This is a genomic window from Cupriavidus yeoncheonensis (assembly GCF_905397275.1).
Taxonomy (GTDB): domain Bacteria; phylum Pseudomonadota; class Gammaproteobacteria; order Burkholderiales; family Burkholderiaceae; genus Cupriavidus; species Cupriavidus yeoncheonensis.
In genome coordinates this window covers 185138-210370 of sequence record NZ_CAJPUY010000006.1, presented here as the reverse complement: position 1 = coordinate 210370, position 25233 = coordinate 185138, and the positions used below count along the sequence as shown (strand labels likewise).

General features: G+C 65.0%; 25 protein-coding genes. 6 read left to right on the top strand and 19 right to left on the bottom strand.

Going from position 1 to position 25233, the window contains the following annotated elements:
• Positions 1–15: 15 nt before the first annotated feature.
• From KHO22_RS10425 to KHO22_RS10405, 5 genes are all read right to left on the bottom strand, one after another.
• A complete protein-coding gene (locus tag KHO22_RS10425; RefSeq protein ID WP_211947055.1) occupies positions 16–1032 on the bottom strand; it encodes an NAD(P)H-dependent glycerol-3-phosphate dehydrogenase in 1017 nt (338 codons plus the stop codon).
• Between the two features lie 110 nt (positions 1033–1142).
• On the bottom strand, positions 1143–1661 hold the full coding sequence (secB, locus tag KHO22_RS10420; RefSeq protein ID WP_211947054.1) for a protein-export chaperone SecB: 519 nt from the start codon (positions 1659–1661) through the stop codon (positions 1143–1145).
• Positions 1662–1824: 163 nt separating this feature from the next.
• Entirely contained in the window at positions 1825–3525 is a 1701-nt protein-coding gene (ltrA, locus tag KHO22_RS10415; protein WP_211947053.1) for a group II intron reverse transcriptase/maturase, read from the bottom strand.
• Between the two features lie 1217 nt (positions 3526–4742).
• Positions 4743–5000, bottom strand: a complete 258-nt coding sequence (gene grxC, locus KHO22_RS10410; protein WP_211947052.1) for a glutaredoxin 3 — start codon at positions 4998–5000, stop codon at positions 4743–4745.
• A gap of 92 nt (positions 5001–5092) precedes the next feature.
• Positions 5093–5506, bottom strand: coding sequence for a rhodanese-like domain-containing protein (locus KHO22_RS10405; protein WP_211947051.1), 414 nt, complete (start codon positions 5504–5506; stop codon positions 5093–5095).
• Positions 5507–5694: 188 nt separating this feature from the next.
• Between KHO22_RS10405 and gpmA the strand changes: the two genes are divergently transcribed.
• The 3 genes from gpmA (at position 5695) to KHO22_RS10390 (ending at position 9034) form a co-directional block, all read left to right on the top strand.
• Positions 5695–6441 carry a 2,3-diphosphoglycerate-dependent phosphoglycerate mutase gene (gene gpmA / locus KHO22_RS10400; protein ID WP_211947050.1) on the top strand — a complete coding sequence of 249 codons (747 nt, stop codon included), beginning with the start codon at positions 5695–5697 and terminating at the stop codon, positions 6439–6441.
• A 171-nt stretch (positions 6442–6612) separates the two neighbouring features.
• Complete coding sequence (locus tag KHO22_RS10395; protein ID WP_211947049.1) at positions 6613–8211, top strand: S41 family peptidase; 1599 nt, start codon at positions 6613–6615, stop codon at positions 8209–8211.
• Between the two features lie 73 nt (positions 8212–8284).
• Positions 8285–9034, top strand: a complete 750-nt coding sequence (locus KHO22_RS10390) for a HesA/MoeB/ThiF family protein (protein ID WP_211947048.1) — start codon at positions 8285–8287, stop codon at positions 9032–9034.
• 22 nt (positions 9035–9056) lie between these two features.
• On the opposite strand, the gene mnmH is transcribed toward KHO22_RS10390, so the two are convergent.
• The 9 genes from mnmH to gshA form a co-directional block, all read right to left on the bottom strand.
• Positions 9057–10157, bottom strand: coding sequence for a tRNA 2-selenouridine(34) synthase MnmH (mnmH, locus tag KHO22_RS10385; RefSeq protein ID WP_211947047.1), 1101 nt, complete (start codon positions 10155–10157; stop codon positions 9057–9059).
• On the bottom strand, positions 10157–11200 hold the full coding sequence (gene selD, locus KHO22_RS10380; protein ID WP_211947046.1) for a selenide, water dikinase SelD: 1044 nt from the start codon (positions 11198–11200) through the stop codon (positions 10157–10159). Before selD ends, mnmH begins: the two co-directional genes overlap by 1 nt.
• A gap of 148 nt (positions 11201–11348) precedes the next feature.
• Positions 11349–11828, bottom strand: coding sequence for a bacterioferritin (gene bfr, locus KHO22_RS10375; protein WP_211947045.1), 480 nt, complete (start codon positions 11826–11828; stop codon positions 11349–11351).
• A 125-nt stretch (positions 11829–11953) separates the two neighbouring features.
• On the bottom strand, positions 11954–12259 hold the full coding sequence (locus tag KHO22_RS10370; RefSeq protein WP_211947044.1) for a (2Fe-2S)-binding protein: 306 nt from the start codon (positions 12257–12259) through the stop codon (positions 11954–11956).
• A 210-nt stretch (positions 12260–12469) separates the two neighbouring features.
• Positions 12470–14230 (bottom strand): phosphoenolpyruvate--protein phosphotransferase, encoded by a 1761-nt coding sequence (gene ptsP / locus KHO22_RS10365; RefSeq protein ID WP_211947043.1) that lies wholly within the window; start codon positions 14228–14230, stop codon positions 12470–12472.
• A gap of 49 nt (positions 14231–14279) precedes the next feature.
• Entirely contained in the window at positions 14280–14549 is a 270-nt protein-coding gene (locus KHO22_RS10360; RefSeq protein ID WP_211947042.1) for an HPr family phosphocarrier protein, read from the bottom strand.
• A complete protein-coding gene (locus KHO22_RS10355; RefSeq protein ID WP_211947041.1) occupies positions 14518–14973 on the bottom strand; it encodes a PTS sugar transporter subunit IIA in 456 nt (151 codons plus the stop codon). Before KHO22_RS10355 ends, KHO22_RS10360 begins: the two co-directional genes overlap by 32 nt.
• 126 nt (positions 14974–15099) lie before the next feature.
• Complete coding sequence (gene gshB / locus KHO22_RS10350; protein WP_211947040.1) at positions 15100–16053, bottom strand: glutathione synthase; 954 nt, start codon at positions 16051–16053, stop codon at positions 15100–15102.
• A gap of 9 nt (positions 16054–16062) precedes the next feature.
• A complete protein-coding gene (gshA, locus tag KHO22_RS10345; RefSeq protein WP_211947039.1) occupies positions 16063–17358 on the bottom strand; it encodes a glutamate--cysteine ligase in 1296 nt (431 codons plus the stop codon).
• Positions 17359–17843: 485 nt separating this feature from the next.
• Here gshA and KHO22_RS10340 point away from each other — a divergent pair, with 485 nt between their 5' ends.
• Complete coding sequence (locus tag KHO22_RS10340) at positions 17844–19109, top strand: IS256 family transposase (protein ID WP_211947038.1); 1266 nt, start codon at positions 17844–17846, stop codon at positions 19107–19109.
• Positions 19110–19236: 127 nt separating this feature from the next.
• On the opposite strand, the gene KHO22_RS10335 is transcribed toward KHO22_RS10340, so the two are convergent.
• The 3 genes from KHO22_RS10335 to KHO22_RS10325 are packed head-to-tail and all read right to left on the bottom strand — an operon-like array spanning position 19237 to position 21983.
• The gene (locus KHO22_RS10335; RefSeq protein WP_211947037.1) at positions 19237–20769 is read right to left on the bottom strand and encodes an ammonium transporter; all 1533 of its coding nucleotides are present in this window, start codon (positions 20767–20769) and stop codon (positions 19237–19239) included.
• 26 nt (positions 20770–20795) lie between these two features.
• Positions 20796–21134: a P-II family nitrogen regulator gene (locus KHO22_RS10330; protein WP_011296481.1), complete on the bottom strand. Its 339-nt coding sequence runs from the start codon at positions 21132–21134 to the stop codon at positions 20796–20798.
• Between the two features lie 51 nt (positions 21135–21185).
• Positions 21186–21983: a TorF family putative porin gene (locus tag KHO22_RS10325; protein ID WP_211947036.1), complete on the bottom strand. Its 798-nt coding sequence runs from the start codon at positions 21981–21983 to the stop codon at positions 21186–21188.
• Positions 21984–22362: 379 nt separating this feature from the next.
• On the opposite strand from KHO22_RS10325, the gene KHO22_RS10320 reads away from it, so the two are divergent.
• Positions 22363–22641 carry an accessory factor UbiK family protein gene (locus tag KHO22_RS10320; RefSeq protein WP_041679795.1) on the top strand — a complete coding sequence of 93 codons (279 nt, stop codon included), beginning with the start codon at positions 22363–22365 and terminating at the stop codon, positions 22639–22641.
• A 116-nt stretch (positions 22642–22757) separates the two neighbouring features.
• Positions 22758–24299 (top strand): YifB family Mg chelatase-like AAA ATPase, encoded by a 1542-nt coding sequence (locus tag KHO22_RS10315; RefSeq protein ID WP_211947035.1) that lies wholly within the window; start codon positions 22758–22760, stop codon positions 24297–24299.
• A 16-nt stretch (positions 24300–24315) separates the two neighbouring features.
• Here KHO22_RS10315 and KHO22_RS10310 read toward each other — a convergent pair whose 3' ends face one another.
• Together KHO22_RS10310 and KHO22_RS10305 are read right to left on the bottom strand one after the other, a co-directional pair.
• Positions 24316–24489 (bottom strand): hypothetical protein, encoded by a 174-nt coding sequence (locus tag KHO22_RS10310; RefSeq protein ID WP_211947034.1) that lies wholly within the window; start codon positions 24487–24489, stop codon positions 24316–24318.
• Positions 24490–24573: 84 nt separating this feature from the next.
• Positions 24574–25218: a LysE family transporter gene (locus KHO22_RS10305; protein ID WP_211947033.1), complete on the bottom strand. Its 645-nt coding sequence runs from the start codon at positions 25216–25218 to the stop codon at positions 24574–24576.
• Positions 25219–25233 lie beyond the last annotated feature (15 nt).

The following is a 25233-nucleotide window of genomic DNA, read 5'->3' as shown; positions in this document are numbered from 1 at the left end:
GGGACAGGAATGAGGCTATTCGTCGCGCGCATCGCGCTGCAGCAGCTGCGCGACGGCATCGGCGGCGCCCAGGCCTTCGAACAGCACCGCGCACACGGCGCGCGTAATCGGCATCTCGACCTTGTGGGCTGCGGCCAGCGCGGCCACGGCCTGCGCGCAACGCACGCCTTCGGCGACGTGGCCGAGGCCCGCCAGGACCTGCTCCAGGCTTTGCCCGGCCGCGAGTTGCTGGCCGACCTTGCGGTTGCGCGACAGGTCGCCGGTGGCGGTCAGGATCAGATCGCCCACGCCGGCCAGGCCCATGAACGTTTCCACGCGGCCGCCCAGCGCCAGGCCGAGCCGCGTCATTTCGGCCAGGCCGCGCGTGACCAGCGCGGCGCGCGCGTTCAGGCCCAGGCCCAGGCCATCGCTGGCGCCGGTGGCGATCGCCAGCACGTTCTTCACGGCACCGCCGACCTCGACGCCGGTCAGGTCGTCGCTGCCGTAGATGCGCATGGCGTGGTGGTGGAAGGCCGCCTGCGCACAGTCGGCCAGCGCGGGCACGCTGGCGGCCACCGTCAGCGCACAAGGCAAACCCAGTGCCACTTCGCGGGCAAAGCTCGGGCCGGTCAGCACGCCGTAGTCGAATCCGCTGGTGCGGCCGGCGGCATCGAGCTCCTCGCGCACCATCTGGTGCGGCAGCGCGTGCGTGCCGGCCTCGAAGCCCTTGCACAGCCACAGCATGCGGACATGGCCTTCGCCTCGCGTGGCAAGCCTGCGGGTCATCTCGCGCAGGCCCGACACCGGCGTGGCCACCACCACGAGGCCCTCAGGATCGTCGGCGGCATGAGCGACCGCTTTCTCGAAATCGGCGTCCACACGCAGCCGCTCCGACAACCGTACGCCCGGCAGATAGGCCTCGTTGCTGCCGCTTGCCCCGATCACGGCAAGCTGGGCGGGATCGCGCCCCCACAGGATCACGTCATGGTTGGCGGCAGCATGGCTGGCGAGTGCGGTGCCCCAGGCACCCGCACCGAGGAAGGTCAGTTTCATGGCGGCTCGAACGGTGGATCGGCGCAATCGATGGTAATCCGGTGCGCGTGCCCCGGAAAGGCAAAACGGGGCCGCAGCCCCGTTTCGTCAGGCAGTGCGGGACTGCCGGATCAGTGGCGAGCCTGGCTGCCGTCGGGCATCACGATGCCGCTGTTGCCGCCGCCGGCGGCCTGGGCTTCTTCCATGGCGGCCTGCAGGCGCTGCTCGTACAGGGCCTGGAAGTTGATTTCCGACAGGTGGATGGCCTGGAAGCCGGCGCGCGTGATCACGTCGGCGATATTGCCGCGCAGGTACGGATACAGGATGGTCGGACAGGCAATGCCCAGCAGCGGATCAAGCTGCTCGACCGGCACGTTGCGGATGTCGAAGATGCCCGCCTGGTGCGCTTCCACGAGGAAGGCGACCTTTTCCTGGACCTTGGTCGTCACGGTGCCCGTCACCACCACTTCGAAGATGCCTTCCTGCAGCTGCGAAGCGGCCACGTTGACCTGCACTTCGACCGACGGCGCCTCCGATTCCAGGAAGATGCCCGGCGAATTGGGCTGCTCGAGCGACATGTCCTTGAGGTACACGCGCTGGATGTTGAAGAAGGGTTGGTCTTCCTGCTGGGTGTTTTGCTGGTCGCTCATGAAAGGCTTCCGGGATGGGCGTTGGGCGTGGCGGCCGGTGGCGGCACGAGCCTGCGCCCGGTTGGGAGGGTAGGAGTATACCATTGCTGGCAACACTCCCCCCTAAGAACCGTACGTGCGAGTTTCCCCGCATACGGCTCAAGCCCTTACAAAGCGATTGAACTTATTCAAACACCGGTTTCACCGCAATTTTGCCGTAGTGATGAACTTGGACATGACAATCGGGGTGCAGTAATACGCGATTTCCTAGAGCATCTGATCCCCCGAGAATGCGGGGTTCGATGTGATGGTCATCCCATCCAGTCTCATCGGTAAGCGCGCCTTGACACACCGCGCACAAGCCTCGCTGAGAAACGTACAGCTTTGCCCATTGCTTTCGGTACGACATGCGTTCAGCCATGCGTTCCTGACGCAATTGTTCGCCATACATTTCTTGCGCCGGGTCGAAGGGATGGTATTCCGCTCGCACCTTCTTGTGCCTCTGAATCAGCGTACCCGGTATCGAGTACAACTCCATCCAGTAGCGTTCGTCGGCCTTATTCACTGCTGTGGTTCCGAATACCCAGTTCCGATCCCCGACTGAGGCGAAGTACTTCTGTCGCACCCATTCGGAATTCTTTCCTCGATGTCGCCGTTTTGCCCACCTCCACAGAGCCCTGAAAATCAGGTTCCCCATTCGGGTGAACGCCGCCTTCGCTGCCACCGGGCAGTGATACTGCGCCCAGCCTCTTAGCATCGGGTTTAACAGTCGAATCAACTTCTCCTGCTTGGCCCCTTTGTTAGCACCAATAACCTCCTTGACCTTGCGATAGAACGCTTGCGCGTTCTTCTTGCTTGGCTTGATGAGCAGCTTCCCCGAGTACTTCCGGAAATTCCACCCTAGAAAGTCGAAGCCTTGGGCCATGTTCACGATCCGCGTCTTTTCCGTCGATAGCGTCAGCCCCCTTATGGCGAGGAACTGCTCCACCCACGGTTTCACTTCGTTTTCTAACACCTCCGGTGTGTTTCCGGTGATCACGAAGTCGTCCGCATAGCGCACCACATTGACCTTCAACTTCCGGGTTCGATTGACACCCAACTTCGCTTTGAGAAACTCCGTCAGTTGCGTCTCTAATCCGTTCAGCGCCACATTTGCCAGAGTCGGGGAAATGATGCCCCCCTGTGGTGTTCCGGCGTCGGTTGCCTGAAACTGGCCCTGGAATACCACGCCAGCTTTCAACCACTTCCGAAGGATTACTTTGTCCATTGGGACATTGCGCTCCAGCCAGTCGTGACTGATATGGTCAAAGCACCCTTTGATATCCGCCTCCAATACCCAAGACGCCGAAATACGTCGGGACAGGGAGACGAATAGCTGTGACATGGCGTCATGAGTTGAGCGATTGATCCGGAACCCGTAAGAGTTTGGATCGCTCGTCCCTTCGGACACCGGTTCCAGCGCCAGCAGATACAGCGCCTGCATGGCTCGGTCGTGCAGGGTCGGAATGCCCAGTGGGCGCTTCTTCCCATTCGCCTTGGGGATGTAGACCCTCCGTAATGGCAGTGGCCTGTACCCCCGGCGCCTCAACCGCCCGATGGCTTCCCACCGAGCTTCAGGCGTTTCCCACTTCACGCGGTCGACTCCCGCCGTCCGCGCACCTTGGTTCATCGCCACTCGCCGCACCGCCGATGCCTTGGCGGACCACGAGCGGGTCAGGGACCTCTGCAAGGCTTTCACCCTGCGCCAATCCCCTTCCTGTGTTGCCTTCGCAATTCGAATCTGCATTACTCGAACGTTCCGATCGACGCGGCGCCAGTTAATGTCGCCCCATCTTTCCGGCACGCCGGAAGGCGCAGATTCACCCTTGCGGATCAATGCTTCCATGCTGCCCTCCTATCCTGAGGATCTTCCCCAACATCGAGAGACAACATGCCCCTTGCGGGACGTGTTGTCCCACAAGGGAAGAAAAATTAAACAAGCGAGTTCAGTCAGCCGTCTTGCGACGAGAAGACCAGTTGGAAGTCTGCCCGCTTTCGCGTGGGATGATGTTTCAACCCCTATCCGAACCATTACAGCCCGGCATTCGCTTTCTCCAACCTCCCATACCCGCACAGCCAACAGCGTTCCTTACGGTCCGCCTGCCTGAGCCGAACTGCACCCTGGCGGCCATACGGGCTTACCACGTTCCCTGCGCATTACACGACTGGGTTAGGGCCTGCCTCTTCGCCGGCGGTCAATTGACGACGTATCCCGAGTTTCCAGCGGGATAACCGACCACATACCATTTTGGTTAGTGCCACTTAGTAGCTTAAGCACCGTCATATTCACGACGTTTATCAGCAGTTCACATATGTTGCCCATGCCAGCCAGCCTAGCTCCTCGACCGATGCTACTTCGGTCTGCTGCCCACGGACCTCACGGTCCTTGAGCACCCTTGCGGGGGCTACGTTGTCAGGAGAGCTTCACACCCCACCGTTACCAGTGACGCATGTCTCCCTAGGCTACTGCTAGTCGCATAGCAGGTTCTCTGTCGAAGCGCCTTCACAGACGTGTTCGATCGAACCATAACGCGCAGAGCTTACGCTCCGGGTCTCATTTACTTACTCATGTGCCCCTATGCAAGCGGGCGCTTGACGGTGGCGAACCCTTGCGAGTCCAAACCCCCGCCCCAGCGCGTAGCGCCGGCCCATCCGGACCGGTTTGAATGCCATATAGCTTCTGCACAACAAATCTACCGCTGCACATCCACCCGCCCACTCCGAAGAGGGGGCGTTTACAGAGAAACTCGCCCAAAGGCGAGCGTCCCCGCCCTTGGGCAATGGCTGGACATTCATCCAGCGAAAGCAAGCTGCAAGTCAGCCAATACGCCGGCCTTCTCACAACACATCGGACTCCCCATGGCTTTACCGGCCAGGCTCGTCTAAGCAAGTAATTGGTTGGGATTGGACGGTTCAGGCCGAGGCCTTCCCCTTGTCCCAACAAGGTCGATGCTCCTTACGTTGGAGCTACCCGGACACGAGAGTGCGTGTCGCACGAAAACGCATATGGTACATGACCCGGGTGCCAATATCACCCGGGCGGCGGCCTTCGGGCCAGCCGGCTCAGGCGGCCAGGAGCGGCGTCAGGCCGCCCTGGCGATCGAGCGCGGAGAGGTCGTCGAAACCGCCAACATGGGTGTCGTCGATATAGATCTGGGGCACGGTGCGGCGGCCGGTGCGCGACATCATTTCCTCGCGTTTGCCGGGTTCGCGGTCGATCAGGATCTTCTCGATCGCCCCCACGCCCTTGGCCTTGAGCAAGCGCTCGGCCATCACGCAATAAGGGCACACCACCGTGCTGTACATGACGACGCGGGCCATGCTGAATCTCCTTCGATACTCGATTGCGGCCGGCCCCGCGGCAAGCGGGATCCGGCGCGATGTGACGGAAAGGCCGGCCAGGCTGGCGCGGCTTACTTGACGACCGGAAGCCCGGCCTGCTGCCAGGCAGCGAGGCCGCCCTCCAGGGCGTAGGTCTCACTGTACCCGGCTTCCTTGAGGGCTGCCTGAGCCTTGCCCAAGCCCTGGCCGGTCTGCGATACCACGATGATGGGGACAGCCTTGTCCTTTGCAAGGCCGGCCGCGCGCGAGGCCAGGTCGGCCAGCGGCGCGCTCTTGGCCTGCGGCAGGTGACCCTTGGCGTACTCGGCGGCATCACGGATGTCGACCACCACGGCGCCGCGCTTGTTGATCAGCTGGGTGGCGGCCACCGTATTGACGGCTTTTCCGCCGGTGCCGCGGGCGATCGTGGGCCACGCGAGAAGTCCGCCGGAGACCACCGCAAGGGCGATCAGGGCAAGGTTGTTATAGTCGGCGAAGAAATTCACGTTGGCATTCCGTTGGGTTGGGTCGGCGGCATTATAAAATACGCGGTTTGGTGTCCGGGCCTCAGCCGCCCAGGCCACAGCGGCCATTGTCGCCTCATTGCCGCGTCATTGTCGCCTTGCTGGCACATGGCGGGACCGAAGCGGCGGCACCGGCGCACGCAGGTTACCTACTCTCTGGAAGCAGCAGCATGTACAAGCTAGTCCTCATCCGCCACGGCGAATCGACGTGGAACCTCGAAAACCGCTTCACCGGCTGGGTCGACGTCGACCTGACCGACACGGGCGCAGCGCAGGCCCGCCTGGCCGGCAAGCTGCTGAGGGAAGCCGGCTTCGCCTTCGACGTGGCCTACACCTCGGTGCTCAAGCGCGCGATCCGCACGCTGTGGCACGTGCAGGACGAAATGGACCAGATGTGGATCCCGGTGCGCAACGAGTGGCGCCTGAACGAACGCCACTACGGCGCGCTGGCCGGCCTGAACAAATCGGAAACCGCCGCCAAGTTCGGCGACGAGCAGGTGCTGGTGTGGCGCCGCAGCTACGACACCCCGCCGCCCGCGCTGGAACCGACCGATCCGCGTGCCTCTTACGACGATCCGCGCTACGCCAGCGTGCCGCGCGAACAGATCCCGCTTACCGAGTGCCTGAAGGACACGGTGGCCCGCGTGCTGCCGCTGTGGAACGAATCCATTGCTCCCGACATCCAATCGGGCAAGCGAGTGGTCATTGCCGCCCACGGCAACAGCATCCGCGCCCTCGTGAAATACCTGGATCAGATCTCGGATGACGATATCGTCGGCCTCAATATCCCCAACGGCACCCCGCTCGTCTATGAGCTGGACGCCAACCTGCGCCCCCTGCGCCACTATTACCTGGGCGACCAGGAAGCCATCGCCGCCTCGCTGGCAGCCGTGGCCAGCCAGGGCAAGGCCCGCTGAAGGCCGTCCGGGCGGCAGCCACCTGCCAAGGTGCGGCCGCCCACCCTCCGCCGGTACGTGACAGGCCTTTTTCTCCACCCCCACTTATACTGTCGGACAACTCGCCCCGCGACCAGCGCGTGGCGGCTGCAGCCGGCATAATCCCTCTACGTACACGTTCAGGCAGCCCTCATGCGTAAGACGCTCAAGAACATCAGCCTCGTTTCGGTCGGACTTGTCGCCGGCGTGCTGGCCACGCTGCAGATTTCGGCAACCGCGCAAAATTCTTCCGGCCCGTTGCCGCTGGACCAGTTGCGGCTGATGGCCGACATCTTCGGGCAGATCAAGCGCGAGTATGTGGAACCGGTCGATGACAAGAAGCTGCTGACCGAAGCCATCAAGGGCATGGTCGCCAGCCTCGACCCGCACTCGGCCTACCTGGACGAAAAGGACTTCAAGGAACTGCAGGAAGGCACGCGCGGCCGCTTTGCCGGCCTGGGTATCGAGATCTCCCAGGAAGAAGGCCTGGTCAAGGTCATCAACCCGATCGAGGACACGCCAGCGTTCCGCGCCGGCATCCAGCCCGGCGACCTGATCACCCGTATCGACGACAAGCCCGTACGCGGCCTGCCGCTGGAACAGGCAGTCAAGCGCATGCGCGGCGAGCCGGGCACCAAGGTCACGCTGACCATCTATCGCAAGAGCGAGGAGCGGACCTTCCCGATTTCCATCACCCGTGCCGAGATCCGCGTCCAGTCGGTCAAGACCAAGATGCTGGACAACAACACCATCGGCTGGGTGCGCCTGACCAGCTTCCAGGAACGCACGGTGTCGGACCTGGGCCGCAGGCTGAACGAAATGTCCCAGAAGTACCCGGGCCTGAAGGGCATCGTCCTGGACCTGCGCAACAACGGCGGCGGCGTGCTGCAAGGCGCGGTCGGCGTCGCGGCGGCGTTCCTGCCGGAAGACTCGACCGTGGTCTCCACCAACGGCCAGGTGCCCGACGCCAAGCGCGTGTACAAGGCGACGTTCAACAACTACCGCCTGTCGTCGATCGAGGACGATCCGCTCAAGGACCTGCCGGCGCTGTACAAGAAGATCCCGATGATCGTGCTGACCAACGCCTACTCGGCGTCGGCGTCCGAGATCGTGGCCGGCGCGCTGCAGGATCACCACCGCGCGCTGATCATGGGCAAGACCACGTTCGGCAAGGGTTCGGTGCAGACGGTGCGGCCGCTGACCAATGACACCGGCATCAAGCTGACCATCGCGTACTACTACACGCCGACGGGCAAGTCGATCCAGGCCAAGGGCATCCGCCCGGACATCCCGGTCGACCAGAACCCGGAAGGCGATCCGGACGACGCGCTGATCACCCGCGAGATCGACACCGAGCGCCACCTGCACAACAAGCAGGAATCGGAAGAGCCGGAAATGAACGAGCGCGAACAGCGCCGCGTGGAAGAGCTGCGCCGCCTGGAAGAGGAAAACGCGAAGAAGACGCCGGAAGAGCGCGAGAAGGAACGCCGCAAGAAGCCGATCGAATTCGGCTCGGCCGACGACTTCATGCTGCAGCAGGCCATCGCCCAGCTCGACGGCCAGCCGGTCAAGCGTTCCAAGTCGAAGCTCGAAACCAACCCGCCCGCCGACAAGCCGGCCAAAGCCGCGCCGGCGAAGAAGAGCCCCAGCGCCCCGGCCGCCAAGCCCGCCGCACCGGCCCCCGGCAAGCAGCCGCCGGCCAGCGCGCCGATCGGCGAGCCACTGGGCACGCCGACGGGCAAGGCGCCCTGAGCGGCACCCTGACCAGAAGCGGCCCTGCGGGGCCGCTTTTTACATTGCACGCCCTGTCCTGAGCCCTGACGCCATGAACGACGATCAACTGCTGCGCTACTCGCGCCATATCCTGCTCGATGAACTCGGCATTGAAGGCCAGGAACGCCTGCTGGGCGCCCACGCGCTGGTGATCGGCGCCGGCGGCCTGGGCGCCGCGGCCCTGCCATACCTGGCCTCGGCCGGCGTCGGGCGGATCAGTGTTGTCGACAACGACCAGGTGGACCTGACCAATCTGCAGCGCCAGATCATCCACACCACGGAAAACGTCGGCCGCCTGAAGGTGGAATCGGCACGCGAAGGCATGCTGCGCATCAACCCGGGCGTGCAGGTGGAAGTCATCGCCGCCCGCGTCGGCGATGCGGAGCTGGACCAGCTCGTGGCGCAGGTCGACGTGGTGCTCGACTGCTGCGACAACTTCGCCACGCGCCAGGCCGTCAATCGTGCCTGCGTACGGCACCGCGTGCCGCTGGTATCCGGCGCGGCACTGCGCTTCGATGGCCAGATCAGCGTCTTCGACCGGCGCCAGGACGACGCACCGTGCTACGCGTGCCTGTTTCCGCCGTCCGAGCCGGCCCCCGAAGTGGCCTGCGCCACCATGGGCGTGTTCGCGCCGCTGGTCGGCATGGTCGGCACCGTGCAGGCGGCCGAAGCGCTCAAGCTGCTCAGCGGCGTGGGCCAGAGCCTGGCCGGCCGGCTGCTGATGGTCAATGCGATGACGATGGAGTGGACCACGATGCAGCTTGCGCGCACGCCGGACTGCCCGGTCTGCTCGGGACACTAGCGCGACATCCGGGCGGGCGACATCAACGCGCGGAGCGCTCGCGCAGCCACTCGGTCACCGCCGCACGGTCGCCCCGGAACACGATGCGCGACACGCGGCTCTGCTGCTGGTAGGCGTACATCGGGTCGTAGTAGTCGCGCAGCAGCACTTCGATCCAGCCGCGATGCAGGCCGGTTTCGCCTTGTTCCGACTGGCGCGCCAGGGCCTGTTCGAGCAGCGTAGACAGCCGCGCGTAGCGCTCGCCGCCCAGGCGCGGCGAGATTGCCGCCATGGCGTCGCGCAAGCGCGCCGCATACGCGTCAAACCCGGCGACCGGACCAAGCTGGTCGATGTGCTCGGCAGCCAGGCCCAGCACATAGTCGCGCAAGACGCGTTCGACGCGCTCCTCGAATGACGCCTCCAGCCACACCAGCGGGCTCGCCTGCATGCGCTGCCACAGCATCTTGGGCAGGTCGCGCGCCCCGATGAAGCGGCCCTCGTCCTCGACCACCAGTGCGCGGTAGCCGGCGTCGGCCCGCCGCAGCAGGTCAATGGCCAGCGCATTCTCGAAATCGACCTGCTGCGGTTGCGCCTGCGCCCGGCGCCCGAACGCGGAGCCCCGGTGGCGGGCCAGCCCTTCCAGGTCCACGGCCGCCGGCACCGCGACAATCACGTCGGTCTTGCCGGTGCCGGTCAGGCCGCCCAGCACGCAGACCTCGCGCGTGGCCGCGGCATCCTCCGTCACGTCGATCAGGAAGCTGCGCATGGCCTTGTAGCCGCCAGTCACGCGCGGATACGCGATACCCGCCTCGTCGCGCAGCCACTGCTGCACGATCTGGGAGCGCAGCCCGCCGCGGAAGCAGTACAGGTAGCCGTCCGGATGCGCGCGGGCAAATGCGGCCCATTGCGCGATCCGCGCGGCCTTGACCTCGCCCGACACCAACCGGTGACCCAGCTCGATCGCCGCCTGCTGCCCCGCCTGTGCATAGCACAGGCCGACCTGGTGCCGCTCCTCGTCATCCATCAGCGGCAGGCTGACGGTGCCGGGGAAGGCACCGCGCGCGAATTCCTGCGGCGCGCGCACATCCATCATCGGTGCGCCGCTCAGGAACAGCCGCCGGAAGTCGTCGGTGTCTTCACGCATCAGGCAACCTCAACCGCGAACTCCCCGCGCGCGACGAGTTCGCCGATCGGGGCGAGTGCCAGGCCCAGCCGGCTGCAAGCCTCAAGGAACGCCGCTTCGCCCGACGGCTCCACGGCCACCAGCAGGCCCCCGCTGGTCTGCGGATCGCACAGCAGCGCACGCTGCCCGGCGCTCAGCGCGCCGATGCGGTGCCCGTAGCTTTCGAAATTGCGCTGGGTGCCTCCTGGCACGCAGCCGGCGTCGATATAGCGCAGGATCTCCGGCAACACCGGCACCGCCGCAAAGTCGAGCCGGGCGCTCAGGCCGCTGCCGTCGGCCATTTCGACCAGATGGCCAAGCAGGCCGAAGCCGGTCACGTCCGTCATCGCGCGCACGCCGGGCAACCGCCCGAAGGTGCTGCCCGGCCGGTTCAGGACGCACATCCAGTCGCGCGCCACGTGGGCGTGCTCGGGCCGCAGCAATCCCTTCTTCTCCGCGGTGGTCAGCACGCCGATGCCGATGGGCTTGGTCAGGTAGAGACGGCAGCCCGCCGTGGCGGTGTCGTTGCGCTTCATGTGTACGCGATCGACCATGCCGGTCACCGCCAGCCCGAAGATCGGCTCGGGCGCATCGATCGAATGTCCGCCCGCCAGCGGAATGCCCGCGTCATCGCACGCCTTGCGGCCGCCCGCAACGACTTCGCGCGCGACCTCGGGCGGCAGCACGTTGACCGGCCAGCCCAGGATCGCAATGGCCATCAGCGGGTCGCCACCCATGGCGTAGATATCGCTGATGGCATTGGTGGCGGCGATACGGCCGAAGTCGAACGGGTCGTCGACGATCGGCATGAAGAAATCCGTGGTGGACACCACGCCGCGCCCGCTGTCGTCGCCGTCGATGGCATAGACGGCGGCGTCGTCGCGCGAGGCATTGCCGACCCACAGGCGCGGGTCGAGGTTCTGCGCGCCGCTGCCGGCGAGGATCACGTCGAGCACCTTGGGGGAAATCTTGCAGCCGCAGCCAGCCCCGTGGCTGTATTGCGTCAGACGGATGGATTCGGCCATGGTCATGGCTCCTGTACGGCGATCTGGATGGAGAAAGGAATTGGAATGAGAAGGGTTACTGCAGGCGGGCAAGCGAATCGGCGGCGCCCGGATGCGCCACGCGGGGTGCCGGCCACCCACAAGAGGCAGCCCGGCAGGAAGCGGCGGCTTACTGCTCGCCCGGCTCCATCTGCGACTGCAGGTAATTCTGCAGGCCGACCTTGTCGATCAGGTCCAGCTGCGTCTCCAGGTATTCGATGTGCTCCTCGGTATCGGTGAGGATATCGACGAGGATCTCGCGGCTGACGTAGTCGCCGACGGATTCGCAGTAGGCAATGCCTTCCTTGACGGTGGCGTGCGCGCCCTGCTCCAGCTTCAGGTCGCACTTGAGCATTTCCGGCGTATCTTCGCCGAGCAGCAGCTTGTGCAGGTCCTGCAGGTTGGGCAGGCCGTCGAGCATCAGGATGCGGTCGATCAGCCGGTCGGCGTGCTTCATTTCGCCGATCGATTCCTTGTACTCCACGTCGCCGAGCTTCTTCAGGCCCCAGTGGCGATACATGCGTGCGTGCAGGAAATACTGGTTGATCGCGGTCAGCTCGTTCTTGAGCTGGGCATTCAGATGCTGGATGACCTTCTTGTCACCTTTCATGGTGGCTCCTGTGGCATCGGGCCCGCGCAAAAACACGAACGGCGCCAGAGGCGCCGTTTGCAGTCGAATCAAGATGCGAATGCGCGAACACGCGCCGTGAACCGCGTTTCAGTTCATGGGCGCGTTCAAGCCACCAGCGCCTGACGCTGGTCGTTCGCGACTGCCGGGTCCCGAGTGTCCATTATGGTACATGCGGTGGACACGGAACAGGTAGAAATCTCCACAACCTGGATGCCCGCGATCGTGGCCGCGGCCACATTGCGCGCGGCTGCCACGCCTTCCTGCAACACCTGGTGGGCGCACTCGCGGCACCGGCCGCAACAGGTCCCGACGCCAAGCGTCTCGGCCAGTTCGTCGAGGGTCTCGACGCCAAGCTGAACGGCGCCATGGATTTCACGATCGGTGATCTGGTTGCAGATGCAGACGTACACAACTCCCTCCTTGGAGCTGGCGGCACCGGCATGCCGCTCGAATGAACGTCAGAATACCAAAGATCGAAAATGATAACAATTCCCATTAAGCCACATGTGCAAAGGTGGGATTTGCGTCACCTCTCGCTTCGCTGCAAGCAGATTTTGACGCACATTTCTCGTCTGAAAGTGACGATTGCGTGTCGGATTTGCTGAAAAACCCTTCAACTTTTAGGGCTTAGCGAGTTGCCGCAGCGCGGCTTCCTGCTCGTCGGGATCGTAGGCGCTGAGTACCTGGTCGACGAGTGGCTCTAGACGGGTGCAATCGGCGTGCAGGACTTCCTGCTTGACCCGTAGCAGCTGCGCCGGATGCATCGAGAATTCGCGCAGGCCCATGCCCAGAAGCAGGCGCGTCGCGCCCGGGTCGCCGGCCATCTCGCCGCAGACCGCCACCGGCACGCCGGCCCGGTTGGCTTCGCGGATGGTCCGGGCAATCAGCTGCAGCACGGCCGGGTGCATCGGATCGAACAGGTGCGCCACGGCATTGTCGGCCCGGTCGATGGCCAGCGTGTACTGCGTCAGGTCGTTGGTGCCGATCGACAGGAAATCCATGCGCTTCAGGAACATCGGCAACAGCAGCACCGCAGCCGGGATCTCGATCATGGCACCGACCTTCAGGCCGGGATCGTAGGGCACACCGCGCTCGTCGAGCTGGCGCTTGGCCTGCGCGAGCAGTTCCAGGGTCTGGTCGATCTCGCGCGCATGCGACAGCATCGGTACCAACAGCCGCACCGGCCCGAAGGCCGAGGCGCGCAGCAGGGCGCGCAGCTGCGTCAGGAACATGGCCGGTTCGGACAGCGACCAGCGAATCGCACGCAGCCCGAGCGCCGGATTCAGCGCAGTCTCGAATTCATCGCCGCGCCCATCCAGCGGCTTGTCGGCACCGACGTCGATGGTGCGGATGGTCACCGGCAGGCCATGCATGGCCTCTACGGCCCCGCGGTAGGCGGCGAACTGCTCGTCTTCGTCGGGCAGCTCGCCACGGCGGTTCATGAACAGGAATTCCGAGCGGAACAGGCCAACGCCCACGGCGCCAGCCGCCAGCGCGGAGCCGGCGTCCTCGGCCATCTCGATATTGGCCAGCAGGTCGATCTCCTGGCCATCCAGCGTGACCGCCGGCGTGTGCCGCAAGCGCTGCAGGCGCTTCTTTTCCAGCACTCGCTCGCTCTGGCGGTGGCGGTATTCCTCGAGAATGATGGCCGACGGATCGACGATCACCAGCCCGGCGTCACCGTCGATGATGATCCAGTCGTCCTGCCGGATCAGCTCGCTGGCGCTCTGCACGCCAACCGCAGCCGGGATATCCAGGCTGCGCGCGACGATGGCGGTGTGCGACGTACGGCCGCCGAGGTCGGTCACGAAGCCGTGGAAGACGGTGTGGCGGAACTGCAGCATATCGGCCGGCGCGATATCGTGGGCCACCACAATCACGCCCGGCGCCGGCTCGCCGTCGGCAGCCAGGGCCGGGACGGGCGCGGGCGCCAGCACCGGAGCGCCGGCCAGCACCTTGAGGATCCGCTCCACGACCTGATGGATGTCGGCCTTGCGCTCGCGCAGGTATTCGTCCTCGATCTCGTCGAACTGGCGCATCAGCTCTTCGAGCCGCGTGGTCAGCGCCCATTCCGCGTTGTAGCGGCGCCCGCGGATCAGTGCTTCCGGCTCGCGCGACAGGGCCTCGTCATCGAGGATCATCGTGTGCACGTCCAGGAACGCCCCCAACTCCTCGGGTGCTTCGCGCGGCAGGTCGCGCTTGAGCGCGGCCAGCTCGGCGCGTACCGCGGCGCGCGCCGAACGCAGGCGCTCGACCTCGCCGTCGAGCCGGTCCTCATCAACCAGGTAGTGTGAAACGTCCAGCGCCGCGGGCGCCAGCAAGTGGGCGCGGCCAATGGCGACGCCGCGGGAGACCGGGATGCCGTGCAGGGCAAATGACATGTGCCGCTCCGTCAGGAACGTTCAGGGAAGCGTCGTGGCGCGGCGGATCTCACTCACCCTCGCCAAAGCGGTTGGCGATCAGCGCCAGCAGCGCGTCCATCGCCTCCTGCTCGTCCGGCCCGTCGGTCTCGAGGGTCACGGTGGACCCGATTCCCGCCGCGAGCATCATCACGCCCATGATGCTCTTGGCATCGACCTGGCGCCCGTTGCGGGACATCTTGACCTGACTGGCAAAGCTGCCGGCCAGTTGCGTCAGCTTTGCCGATGCGCGGGCATGCAGCCCGAGCTTATTGATTATGGTGGTGTCCCTCTGCAGCATATCGGTCGGGATGGTTGGCTGTTTGGTTTTGTACGGTTGTTGTGCCGACCTGCAGCACGCCCTGCGATCCGCCGGCAAGCGCCTTGGCCACCAGCTGGTCGAGCTTTTCCCCGCGATAGCAGATGGCGCGCACCAGCATCGGCAGGTTGACGCCGGCCAGGACCCGGACACGGCCCGGTTCTGCCAGCCGCGCCGCGATATTGGCCGGCGTGGCCCCGAAGATGTCGGTCAGCACCAGCGCGCCGTTTTCTTCGCAGACGGCATCGAGCCGTTCCCTGGCTTCGGCAAGGACGACAGCGGGATCCGCGTCCGGCAGGACGTCGATGGCCTCCAGCCGCTGCGGCTTGCCGCAGTAGACGTGGGTGGCGCAATCGCGCAAGGCCGAAGCCAGGGGGGTGTGCGCGATGATCAGAATGCCTGCCATGGTGGTGAATGCGTTGGAATGGCCCGATTGTAGCAGGCGCCCCCCCCGGTTCTTCCGCGCTCCCTCCCGCCTTCTGCAGGCTTTCGGACCATTCTTGCCCAATACGTCGCGGCGGCTTTCCGCCGCTCAGGCGCCCGTTGCTTCCACGGCGTGTTCGAGCGCGTCGATAAACATCGCCGCCACCTGGAAGCCGGTCTGCTGGGTGATCTCCTGAAAACACGTCGGGCTCGTCACATTGACTTCCGTGAGGTAATCGCCGATCACATCGAGGCCCACCAGCAGCAGGCCCTGCTGCCATAACCCCGGCGCCAGCGCCTCGGCTATCTCACGGTCGCGCACGCTCAGTTCCTGGGCGCGGCCGGTACCGCCCGCGGCCAGGTTGCCGCGCACTTCGCCGGCCATCGGCACCCGCGCCAGCGAGTACGGCACGGGCACCCCGCCGATCAGCAGGATGCGTTTGTCGCCGTCCTTGATCGCCGGGATATAGCGCTGGATCATCAGCGTGCGGCGGCCGTCCTCGCCCAGCGTTTCGACGATCGCACCCAGGTTCATGCCGTCCGCGCCGACGCGGAACACGCCCATGCCGCCCATGCCATCCAGCGGCTTGACGATGATGTCGCGGTGCTCGGCATGGAAGTCGCGGATGCGCGCGATGTCGCGTGTCACCAGCGTTGGCGTGATGAATTCCGGAAACTGCGCGATGGCGAGCTTCTCGGAATGGTCGCGGATGGCGCTCGGCTTGTTGAACACGCGCGCGCCCTGGGACTCGGCCAGTTCCAGCAGCCAGGTGCTGGTGACGTACTCCATGTCGAATGGCGGATCCTTGCGCATCAGCACGGCGTCGAAGTCCTTCAGGGACGTGAGTGCCGGCGTGCCCTCGCGAAACCAGTCATGGCTGTCGCCCGTGAGCTGCAGCGGCGTCGCCACCGTCTCGACCTGGTCGCCGAACAGCGACAGCTGCGACTGCAGGCACCAGAACAGCTGGTGGCCGCGCGCGGCGGCCTCGGTCATCATGGCGTAGGTGGAGTCCTTGTAGGTCTTGAAGGTCTCCAGCGGGTCGGTGATGAAGAGGATGCGCATGGTGGCTCGTCAGAGAATCGGGTTCGGGTCGGTCTTTTCGAGTTCGAGCGAGGCCGCCAGCAGTGCCAGCCGCGCCACCACGCCGTACATGTAGAAGCGGTTCGGTACCGCCGCGCCCGGCTTGGCGTGGCTGTCCGGAATGCCATTGGGCGCGAACGCCAGCGGCACGAAATGCATGCCCGGGGCGTTCAGGTTCTCGTCGTTGCCACGGCCGGTGTGCACGCGGTAGAAGCCGCCGACCACGTAGCGGTCGATCATGTAGACCACCGGCTCGGCGACCGCCTCGTTGACCTTCTCGAAGGTATGCACGCCTTCCTGGATGATGACGTCGCTGACCTCAAGGCCTTCCTTCACGACGCTCATCTTGTTGCGTTCCTTGCGGTTCAGGCCCTTGACCTCGGACGGGTCGCGCACGGTCATGATGCCCATGCCGTAGGTGCCCGCATCGGCCTTGACCACCACGTATGGCGTTTCCTTGATGCCGTATTCGCGATACTTCTTGGCCACCTTCTTGAGCACGGCCTCCACCGAGTCAGCCAGCTCTTCCTCGCCGATGCGCTCGTGGAAGTTCACGCCCGAACAGCGCGCGAAGTACGGGTTGACCATCCACGGGTCGATATCGATCAGCTTGGCGAACTTCTTCGCCACCTCGTCATAGGCGGCGAAGTGGCTGGTCTTGCGGCGCGTCGACCAGCCCGCATGCAGCGGCGGCAGCAGGTACTGTTCGTTGATGTTCTCGAGGATCGGCGGAATGCCCGCCGAGAGGTCGTTGTTCAGCAGGATCGAGCAGGGATCGAAATCCTTCAGCCCGAGCCGGCGGTCCTTGGTGCCCAGCCGCGCCAGCGGCTCGACCACCAGGGTCTGCCCGTCGGGCAGCTCGATCGGCGTCGGCTCGGTGATTTCTTCGGACAACGACCCAAGGCGCACATTCAGCCCCGCCTGGCGCATGATCAGCGACAACCGCGCCACATTCTGCAGGTAGAACATGTTGCGGGTATGACGCTCGGGAATCAGCAGCAGGTTCTTGGCATCCGGGCAGATCTTCTCGATCGCGGCCATGGCTGCCTGGACCGCCAGCGGCAGCATTTCGGGTGCCAGGTTGTTGAAGCCGCCCGGGAACAGGTTGGTGTCGACCGGCGCCAGCTTGAAACCGGCATTGCGCAGGTCCACCGAGCAATAGAACGGAGGCGTATGTTCCTGCCATTCCAGCCTGAACCAGCGCTCGATGGACGGCGTGGCGTCCAGGATTTTCTTCTCCAGTTCGAGCAGCGGACCGTTCAGCGCGGTGATGAGATGCGGGACCATATCCATCCTGTTGATCTATTGGTCGTCTTAATCGTTCGCCCAGATTGTAGAGGAACGGCCAATTGGCTGCTGGCACGCCCTTTATAAGGATATGCCCGGCGCAGCATAAGGGATGTGGATATGGGGACGTCCCCGCCGATGTAAACCCCGGCGGCAGCACAAAAAAAGAAGCGCGGCATTGCCGCGCCTTCAAATGGCCTGACAGATACGGGGAGCGTTCTGCAGGTGGAGGAAACTGCCTCAATGGCAATGTAAGGGCGCTCCCCCCTAAACACAATTGAAGCTTTTTAAGATCGGATTTAAGCACTCGGCGAACAGCAGCCGCTTGCCGCACCAGGCCTGGGCTGGCGGCGCAACAGAAAAAAGGAGCTAAAGTCGAAACTGGTGTACGGACGGGGAATTTGAGGCGCGGAGTAGAGGGCGGTGGAGCTTTCCGCTGAGAATCTGATTGTCGAGATCGGAAACCAGCACAAGAAAGGTCCACCATGAGCAAGGATAAAGGGAAAGAAGCAGTCGGTCTATCGGAAATCGGGCTTGGGCTTGAGGAGCTGATCAGGCGCGGGGCCCGGCGGGTCATCCAGGAGGCGATTGAAGTGGAGCTGGCAGAGCTGCTTGAGCAGTTCAGTAACGTCAAGACGTTGAGCGGGCAGCGCGCCGTGGTTCGCAATGGCTACCTCCCGGAGCGCGAGGTGCTGACGGGCGCTGGACCGATTGCCGTGAAGGTGCCCAAGGTGCGCGACCGGTCCGGTTCCGGCGTGAAGTTCAACTCGGCGATCGTGCCGCCGTATGTGAGGAAGTCGCCGCGGGTGAGTGCGGCGCTGCCCTGGCTGTACCTGAAGGGAGTCTCGACAGGCGACATGAGCGAGGCGCTGTCGGTGCTGCTGGGCGAGGATGCCAAAGGGCTATCGGCCAACGTGGTGAGCCGATTGAAGGCGCAGTGGGCAGACGAGCACGCGAGCTGGAATCAGCGCGATCTGTCGGCGGCGCGCTATGTGTATTGGTGGGTGGACGGCATCCACACGGGTCTGCGCAGCGAGGGCTCGGACGGGCAATGCCTGCTGGTGATCATCGGTGTCACGCCCGACGGCAGGAAGGAGCGCGTGGCGATCGGTGACGGCTATCGGGAATCGAAGGCATCGTGGGCAGAAGTACTACTGGACCTGAAATCCCGCGGTCTGCAGGCTGGCCCGCTGGCGGCGGTCGGCGATGGCGCCATGGGATTCTGGGCTGCCCTGGAGGAGGTGTTCCCGGCCACGCGTACCCAGCGTTGCTGGTTCCACAAAATGGGCAATGTCCTGAACGCCTTGCCAAAATCCCAGCATGGCCGCGCCAAGGCAGATCTGCAGGCGATTTGGATGGCAGCCACCAGGGCAGATGCCTATGCCGCCTTCGATCGCTTTGTGACGATCTACGGCGCCAAGTACCCCAAGGCCACCGGCGTACTCACCAAAGATCGAGACAGCCTGCTGACGTTCTACGACTTCCCGGCCGAGCACTGGCAGCACATCCGCACGACGAACGCGATTGAGTCGACCTTCGCGACCGTGCGTCACCGCACGACGCGCACGCGCAATTGTGTGTCACGAGCAACCTTCCTTGGCCTGGCCTTCAAGCTGATCGAGGAAGCCGAGAAAACATGGCGCCGCATCAATGGCGCCGAACACATCGAACTGCTCTTGAAGGGTGTTCCCTTCAAGGACGGAACTCCGGCGCATGACAATCTGCCGGTTCAGCAGAAACTCGCCGCCTGACGACCGGCCACGATCACCCCCCGTACACCACAATTGACTTTATCTCAGAAAAAAGCCCGGCACGCGGCCGGGCAAAACTCCTGAGAGTCGATTCCCAAATCAGCTCTCCAGCACAACACCTTTACGATCAGACCTCATAAGCGGTTTCACCGTGCGAGGTAATATCCAGGCCCTCGCGCTCTTCTTCTTCCGGCACCCGCAGGCCGATCAGCATGTCCACCAGCTTGTAGGCCACGAAGGCCACCACGCCGGACCACACGATGGTGGTCAGCACACCCTGGAACTGAATCCAGACCTGGCCGGCGATCGAGTAGTCGTCCGCCACCTTGTTCGCTACGTAGTCGTAGATGCCGGTGCCGCCGAGGCTCGGCGCGGCGAATACGCCGGTCAGCAGCGCACCCAGGATGCCGCCAACGCCGTGCACGCCGAACACGTCGAGCGAGTCGTCCATGCCCAGCATGCGCTTCAGGCCGGTCACGCCCCACAGGCACAGCAGGCCGGCCAGCAGGCCGATCGCGATCGAGCCCATCGGGCCGACGAAGCCGGCAGCCGGGGTGATGGCCACCAGGCCCGCCACCGCACCCGAGGCACCGCCCAGCATCGACGGCTTGCCCTTGCCGATCCATTCGCCGAAGGTCCATGCCAGCACGGCGGCGCAGGTGGCCAGCAGCGTGTTGACGAAGGCCAGCGCGGCCGAGCCGTTGGCTTCCAGCGCGGAACCGGCGTTGAAGCCGAACCAGCCGAACCACAGCAGCGAAGCACCAACCATGGTGAAGGTCAGGCTGTGCGGACGGATCGCCTCGCGGCCGAAGCCGATGCGCTTGCCGAACAAGAAGGCACCCACCAGGCCGGCCATGGCGGCGTTGATGTGCACCACGGTACCGCCGGCGAAGTCGAGCGCGCCTTTCTGGAACAGCCAGCCGGACTTCGCCGTTGCGGCCGTACCCGCGGCGGCATCGGCGTAGGCATCCGGACCCGGCCAGAACCAGACCATGTGAGCCATCGGGATGTAGGCGAAGGTGAACCACAGCACCACGAACACCAGCACGGCCGAGAACTTGGCGCGCTCGGCAAAGGCGCCGATGATCAGGCTGCAGGTGATGCAGGCAAAGGCGCACTGGAAGGCGAAGTAGCCCAGTTCCGGCACGACCACGCCCTTGCTGAAGGTGGCCGCCACGGCGTCAACCGTGAGCCCCTTCATGAACAGACGGTCGGTGCCGCCGAAGAACGCGTTGCCCTCGGTAAAGGCGAAGCTGTAGCCATAGACGGCCCACAGCAGCGCAACCACCGAGAAGATCACCAGGCATTGCATGAGCACCGACAGCATGTTCTTGGAGCGCACCAGGCCGCCATAGAACAGTGCCAGACCCGGCAGCGTCATCAGGATCACAAAGGCCGTGCTGACCAGCAGCCAGGCGGTGTCGCCCTTGTTGGGCACGGGCGCAGCCGGCGCGGCAGCCGCTTCGGCCGGCGCAGCGGCAGCAGCGGCGGCTGGGGCGGCTGCAGGTGCCGCCGCGGGAGCAGCGGATGCGGCCGGCGCGGACGCCTCGGCCGCCGGCTTGTCCTGCGCGACAGCATGGGTGGACAGGCCTGCACCGGCCGTGCCGATGGCCAGCGCCATCGCGCCCGCCGTCAGGATTCGTTTGAACCAGGTTTTCATTTGCTTAACCTCTAGTCGTTGTGCTGTCACAGGGCATCGCTGCCGGTCTCGCCGGTGCGGATGCGGATGACCTGCTCGATCGGCGCGACGAAAATCTTGCCGTCGCCGATCTTCCCGGTGCGGGCCGATTTTTCGATGGCCTCGATGGCGCGTTCCACCACATCGTCGGGCACGGCTACCTCGATCTTCACCTTGGGCAGGAAGTCGACGATGTACTCGGCGCCGCGGTACAGCTCGGTGTGGCCCTTCTGGCGGCCGAAGCCTTTGACTTCGGTCACGGTAATGCCCGACACGCCGACGTCCGACAGTGCTTCGCGCACCTCGTCCAGCTTGAAGGGCTTGATGACTGCGATGATCAGTTTCATCGATTTCTCCTGTGGGCACGCCGTCTGCGGCCTGCCCTGACTGACGCTCGATTAGAAAGTCTTGGAAAGGGACACCCACCCCGTGTTGTTGCCGACGTTGTGGTTATAGCTGTTGGTGTAGAACGAGTCCTTCGCGTTGGTGCCGATATAGGCCACCGCCACGGCGAAGCCCTTGCCCAGGTCCTTGGTCAGGCCGAGCTTCCAGTCCAGGTAGGAAGCCGCGCTGATGTGCTGGACGTTCTGGTAGCCGACATGCGCATTCAGCGTCAGGTCCCACACATTCAGCGGGTAATTGAAGCTCAGGTCGATGTAGCTGCTGTACTGGCTGTTGGCGATGCCGAACAGGTTGGTGAGCGCCTGGGAGTACTTCAGGAATACCGGACCGTAGCCGATGCCGGCGTAGAGCTCGGTGGTGTAAGGACGCGGCTGGCTGTAGCCGCCCGGATAGAAGTACTGCAGCACGCCGACGTCATAGTTGAACTCCAGGTCGCTGGCCTTGAAGGTGTTCTTGAAGCCGCCGTAGAAGTCCATCTCGATCGGTGCCGACACCGACTTGTCGGCGTCCGAGATCCAGCTGATGCTGGAGTTCCAGTTGCCGATGTAGAAGCCGCTCTCGTGCGCGTAGTCGAAGCCGCCCTGGATGGCCGGACGGCGGTTGGTCTGGCTGAGGCCGCGATAGCGGTAGTCCGACACCAGCGCGACGTTCGCCGTGAACGTATGCGGCGACGCGGGCTCGGCGGCAGCGGCAGCCGGGGCTGGCGCTGCCGCATCCGCGGCGCTCTGGGCGAATGCGGTGGCAGCGGAACTACAGAGAACGACCGCGCTGACTGCAAGGGCCAACTTCTTCATGGATTCCTTCTCCTTTTCCTTTTTGGCTCGGGTTTCGGTTTTTTCGGTTTCGGTGATGCAGGCGAACTCACTACTGCAACTGCCGTGCCAGCTATCCGGGAATCGGACATCCGGGAATGCCCGCAGGACGAAGGGTGATCAAAACCCGGCTTGAATCTGCCTTGCAGCAAAGCCAGATCGCGTCAAAAGGTGTGAACGGCCGCGCGCCAGTCCTTTCACCCACGTGCCTGAAGGGCGATAATCGAAGCCTGAAGATGACCGGCCGACACGCCAGCGGACGGGCCGCCCGCAATAAGGGCGCCCAATTCCTGTGCGAAAGCGAGGCATACGGCAGGTCATTCCCAGCATTGGCACCACCAAGGTGCACGAAGGAGAAACCATGAAACCGACCGATCTCTTCAACGACCTGCAGAACAAGGTCAGCGAGGCACTGCGCAACTCGCCGGCAAGGGATATCGAAAAAAACGTGCGCAGCATGATGACCCAGGGCTTCGCCCGGCTGGATCTGGTCACGCGCGAGGAATTCGATGTGCAGTCGCAGGTGCTGGCACGCACGCGCGCGCGCCTGGAAGAACTGGAAGAACGCGTGGCCGAGCTGGAGCGCCGCGCCGGCATTCCGCCCGGCCCCGGCGCAGTGGACACCACCGGGGGCGCATGACGCCCAGGCCGCTGGCCCGACCCTTTGCCGAAAGGCCGCCGTTCCACGGCGGCCTTTTTCGTTAACGTTTCCACAACCGGCTTCCATCACAACCGCGTCACAGCGACTTTCGAGACATGAGCCTTGCCGTCCTGCACAGCCGTGCGCTCACCGGCATCGAAGCGCCGCCCGTGCGCGTCGAAACCCACCTGGCCAATGGCCTGCCCGTCTTCACCATCGTCGGACTGGCCGACACCGGCGTGCGCGAAAGCCGCGAGCGCGTGCGCGCCGCCATCCTCAACAGCGGCTTCGAATTCCCCAACCGCCGGATCACGGTCAACCTGGCGCCGGCGGACCTTCCGAAAGAGTCGGGCCGCTTCGACCTGGCGATCGCACTGGGCATCCTGGCGGCAAGCGGGCAGATTCCTTCGGCAGAGCTGGATCAGTATGAGTTCGCCGCCGAGCTGTCGCTGTCGGGCGACCTGCGGCCGGTTCGCGGCGCGCTGGCCATGGCCATGCGCCTGGCACGCGAGAACGCCGTGCACCGGGCCTGCGGCGGCACGCCGCGCGCATTCCTGGTGGCGGCCGGCAACGGCGCCGAGGCGGCACTGATCGAAGACCTGACCGTCCACGGCGCCGCCACGCTGCGCGAGGTTTGCAGCCACTTCGCGCCGCCGCTCGACCAGCGCATTGCCCGCGCCGTCCCGGCCACGCTCGCGCTAGTGCCGGAACCCGGCCCGGACCTGTGCGACGTACGCGGCCAGGCGCAGGCGCGGCGGGCGCTGGAAGTGGCTGCCGCGGGCCAGCATTCGGCCCTGCTCGTGGGGCCGCCCGGCACCGGCAAGTCCATGCTGGCCCAGCGCCTGCCCGGACTGCTGCCGCCCATGTCGCTCGACGAGGCGCTGGAATCGGCCGCCGTGCTCAGCCTGACACCCGGCGGCTTCAAGCCGTCGCGATGGGGCGTGCGGCCATGCCGGTCGCCTCACCACACCGCCTCGCCGCCGGCCATGGTCGGCGGCGGCGGGAACCCGCGCCCTGGCGAGATCTCGCTGGCACACCACGGCGTATTGTTCCTGGACGAGTTGCCCGAGTTCGACCGCAAGGTATTGGAAGTGCTGCGCGAACCACTGGAATCGGGCCGCATCACCATCGCCCGCGCCGCGAGCCATGCCGACTTCCCGGCCAGCTTCCAGTTCGTGGCCGCCATGAACCCCTGCCCCTGCGGCTACCTTGGCCATCCGGAGCGCGCGTGCCGCTGCACGCCGGACCAGATCCGGCGCTACCAGTCGAAGATTTCGGGGCCGCTGCTCGACCGGATCGACCTCCAGATCGAGGTACCGGCCCAGGACCAGGGCGAGATGCTGGACGGCCCCGCGGGAGAACCCAGCGAAATGGTGCGCGCACGCGTGCTGGCTGCGCGCGAACGCCAGCTGGCGCGGCAGGGCAAACCCAACAGCGACCTGGCCGGACGCGAGATCGACCACCACTGCCCGCTGGAGCCGACCGCCCAGGCCTTGCTGCGCGGGGCCATGGCCCGGCTGGCATGGTCGGCGCGCTCCTACTTCCGGGTGCTCAAGGTGGCCCGCACGATCGCCGACCTGGAAGGCGCCGAGGTCCTCACCACCGCGCACGTGGGCGAGGCGATCCAGTACCGGCGTGCCCTGCGCACTCCCGGCTGATGTCCCCGGGATGCGTTCAGCGCCGCGGCGGCACGCCGACAGGCGGATCCACGGGTGGCGGCACCGGATCCTCTTCCGGCGGCAGGGGCAGATCGGGGGGAATACCCGGCGGCAGCGGGTCGTCGACAGGCGGCACGGTATGCGCGGGGCGCGCAGACGTACCGGCATGCACAAGCGGGAAAGTCGGCATCAGGGGGATCTCCGCGGCGAGGGTTTCCTCCTCATTGAAGCAAACCGGGCCGCTTGCCGCCAGCACGCGCCCGGCAAGCCGGCTTCAGGCGTGCTGGCGCCGCACGAAGAACAGCGCCGCGCCGACCGCCATCAGCACGCTGCCGAAGAAACGGTTCTGCCAGCGCACGGCGCGCGCATTGCGGAACAGGCCCTGCATGCGCGAAGCCAGCAGCGCATAGCCGTGCATGACGACCAGATCCACGCCACACATCGTCGCGGCGAGGATGGCCAGCTGCGGCGCGAGCGGATGCGTGGGATCGATGAACTGCGGCAGCACCGCGACCATGAAGATGATGCCCTTCGGGTTGGTCACGTTGGTCAGCAGGCCGGTGGCGAAGCGCCGGCGCGGGCTCATGAGCGTCACGCGCACGGCTTCGTTGCCGTTCGTTGCACTCCCCTCCTCGACCCGCGCGCGCCATTGCTGCAGGCCCAGGTAGATCAGGTACATGGCCCCCACGGTCTTGACCGCCGCGAACGCATGCTCCGACGCCAGCAGCAGCGCCCCCAGCCCGCCACCGGCGACAAGCAGGATGATGACCAGCCCGGCCTGCAGGCCGAAGATCGTGGTCGACGTCCTGCGCACGCCGTACGACAGGCCATGGCTCATCGACAGGACCGCGCCCGAACCGGGCGACACGGCAATGACCCAGCACGCGGCGAAATAGGCCAGCCAGACTTCCCAACGCATCACTTCTCTCCTTCA

What these genes read in the sequence shown, in the direction of transcription:
- KHO22_RS10360 (WP_211947042.1), bottom strand. Translation starts at nt 14,549, where the DNA reads ATGCTGCAGAGGGACACCACCATAATCAATAAGCTCGGGCTGCATGCC.
- KHO22_RS10325 (WP_211947036.1), bottom strand. Translation starts at nt 21,983, where the DNA reads ATGAAGAAGTTGGCCCTTGCAGTCAGCGCGGTCGTTCTCTGTAGTTCC.
- gpmA (WP_211947050.1), top strand. Translation starts at nt 5,695, where the DNA reads ATGTACAAGCTAGTCCTCATCCGCCACGGCGAATCGACGTGGAACCTC.
- KHO22_RS10305 (WP_211947033.1), bottom strand. Translation starts at nt 25,218, where the DNA reads ATGCGTTGGGAAGTCTGGCTGGCCTATTTCGCCGCGTGCTGGGTCATT.
- KHO22_RS10395 (WP_211947049.1), top strand. Translation starts at nt 6,613, where the DNA reads ATGCGTAAGACGCTCAAGAACATCAGCCTCGTTTCGGTCGGACTTGTC.
- ptsP (WP_211947043.1), bottom strand. Translation starts at nt 14,230, where the DNA reads ATGTCATTTGCCCTGCACGGCATCCCGGTCTCCCGCGGCGTCGCCATT.
- KHO22_RS10320 (WP_041679795.1), top strand. Translation starts at nt 22,363, where the DNA reads ATGAAACCGACCGATCTCTTCAACGACCTGCAGAACAAGGTCAGCGAG.
- KHO22_RS10425 (WP_211947055.1), bottom strand. Translation starts at nt 1,032, where the DNA reads ATGAAACTGACCTTCCTCGGTGCGGGTGCCTGGGGCACCGCACTCGCC.
- KHO22_RS10330 (WP_011296481.1), bottom strand. Translation starts at nt 21,134, where the DNA reads ATGAAACTGATCATCGCAGTCATCAAGCCCTTCAAGCTGGACGAGGTG.
- gshB (WP_211947040.1), bottom strand. Translation starts at nt 16,053, where the DNA reads ATGCGCATCCTCTTCATCACCGACCCGCTGGAGACCTTCAAGACCTAC.
- ltrA (WP_211947053.1), bottom strand. Translation starts at nt 3,525, where the DNA reads ATGGAAGCATTGATCCGCAAGGGTGAATCTGCGCCTTCCGGCGTGCCG.
- gshA (WP_211947039.1), bottom strand. Translation starts at nt 17,358, where the DNA reads ATGGTCCCGCATCTCATCACCGCGCTGAACGGTCCGCTGCTCGAACTG.
- bfr (WP_211947045.1), bottom strand. Translation starts at nt 11,828, where the DNA reads ATGAAAGGTGACAAGAAGGTCATCCAGCATCTGAATGCCCAGCTCAAG.
- grxC (WP_211947052.1), bottom strand. Translation starts at nt 5,000, where the DNA reads ATGGCCCGCGTCGTCATGTACAGCACGGTGGTGTGCCCTTATTGCGTG.
- KHO22_RS10340 (WP_211947038.1), top strand. Translation starts at nt 17,844, where the DNA reads ATGAGCAAGGATAAAGGGAAAGAAGCAGTCGGTCTATCGGAAATCGGG.
- selD (WP_211947046.1), bottom strand. Translation starts at nt 11,200, where the DNA reads ATGGCCGAATCCATCCGTCTGACGCAATACAGCCACGGGGCTGGCTGC.
- KHO22_RS10315 (WP_211947035.1), top strand. Translation starts at nt 22,758, where the DNA reads ATGAGCCTTGCCGTCCTGCACAGCCGTGCGCTCACCGGCATCGAAGCG.
- secB (WP_211947054.1), bottom strand. Translation starts at nt 1,661, where the DNA reads ATGAGCGACCAGCAAAACACCCAGCAGGAAGACCAACCCTTCTTCAAC.
- KHO22_RS10355 (WP_211947041.1), bottom strand. Translation starts at nt 14,973, where the DNA reads ATGGCAGGCATTCTGATCATCGCGCACACCCCCCTGGCTTCGGCCTTG.
- mnmH (WP_211947047.1), bottom strand. Translation starts at nt 10,157, where the DNA reads ATGCGTGAAGACACCGACGACTTCCGGCGGCTGTTCCTGAGCGGCGCA.
- KHO22_RS10390 (WP_211947048.1), top strand. Translation starts at nt 8,285, where the DNA reads ATGAACGACGATCAACTGCTGCGCTACTCGCGCCATATCCTGCTCGAT.
- KHO22_RS10310 (WP_211947034.1), bottom strand. Translation starts at nt 24,489, where the DNA reads ATGCCGACTTTCCCGCTTGTGCATGCCGGTACGTCTGCGCGCCCCGCG.
- KHO22_RS10335 (WP_211947037.1), bottom strand. Translation starts at nt 20,769, where the DNA reads ATGAAAACCTGGTTCAAACGAATCCTGACGGCGGGCGCGATGGCGCTG.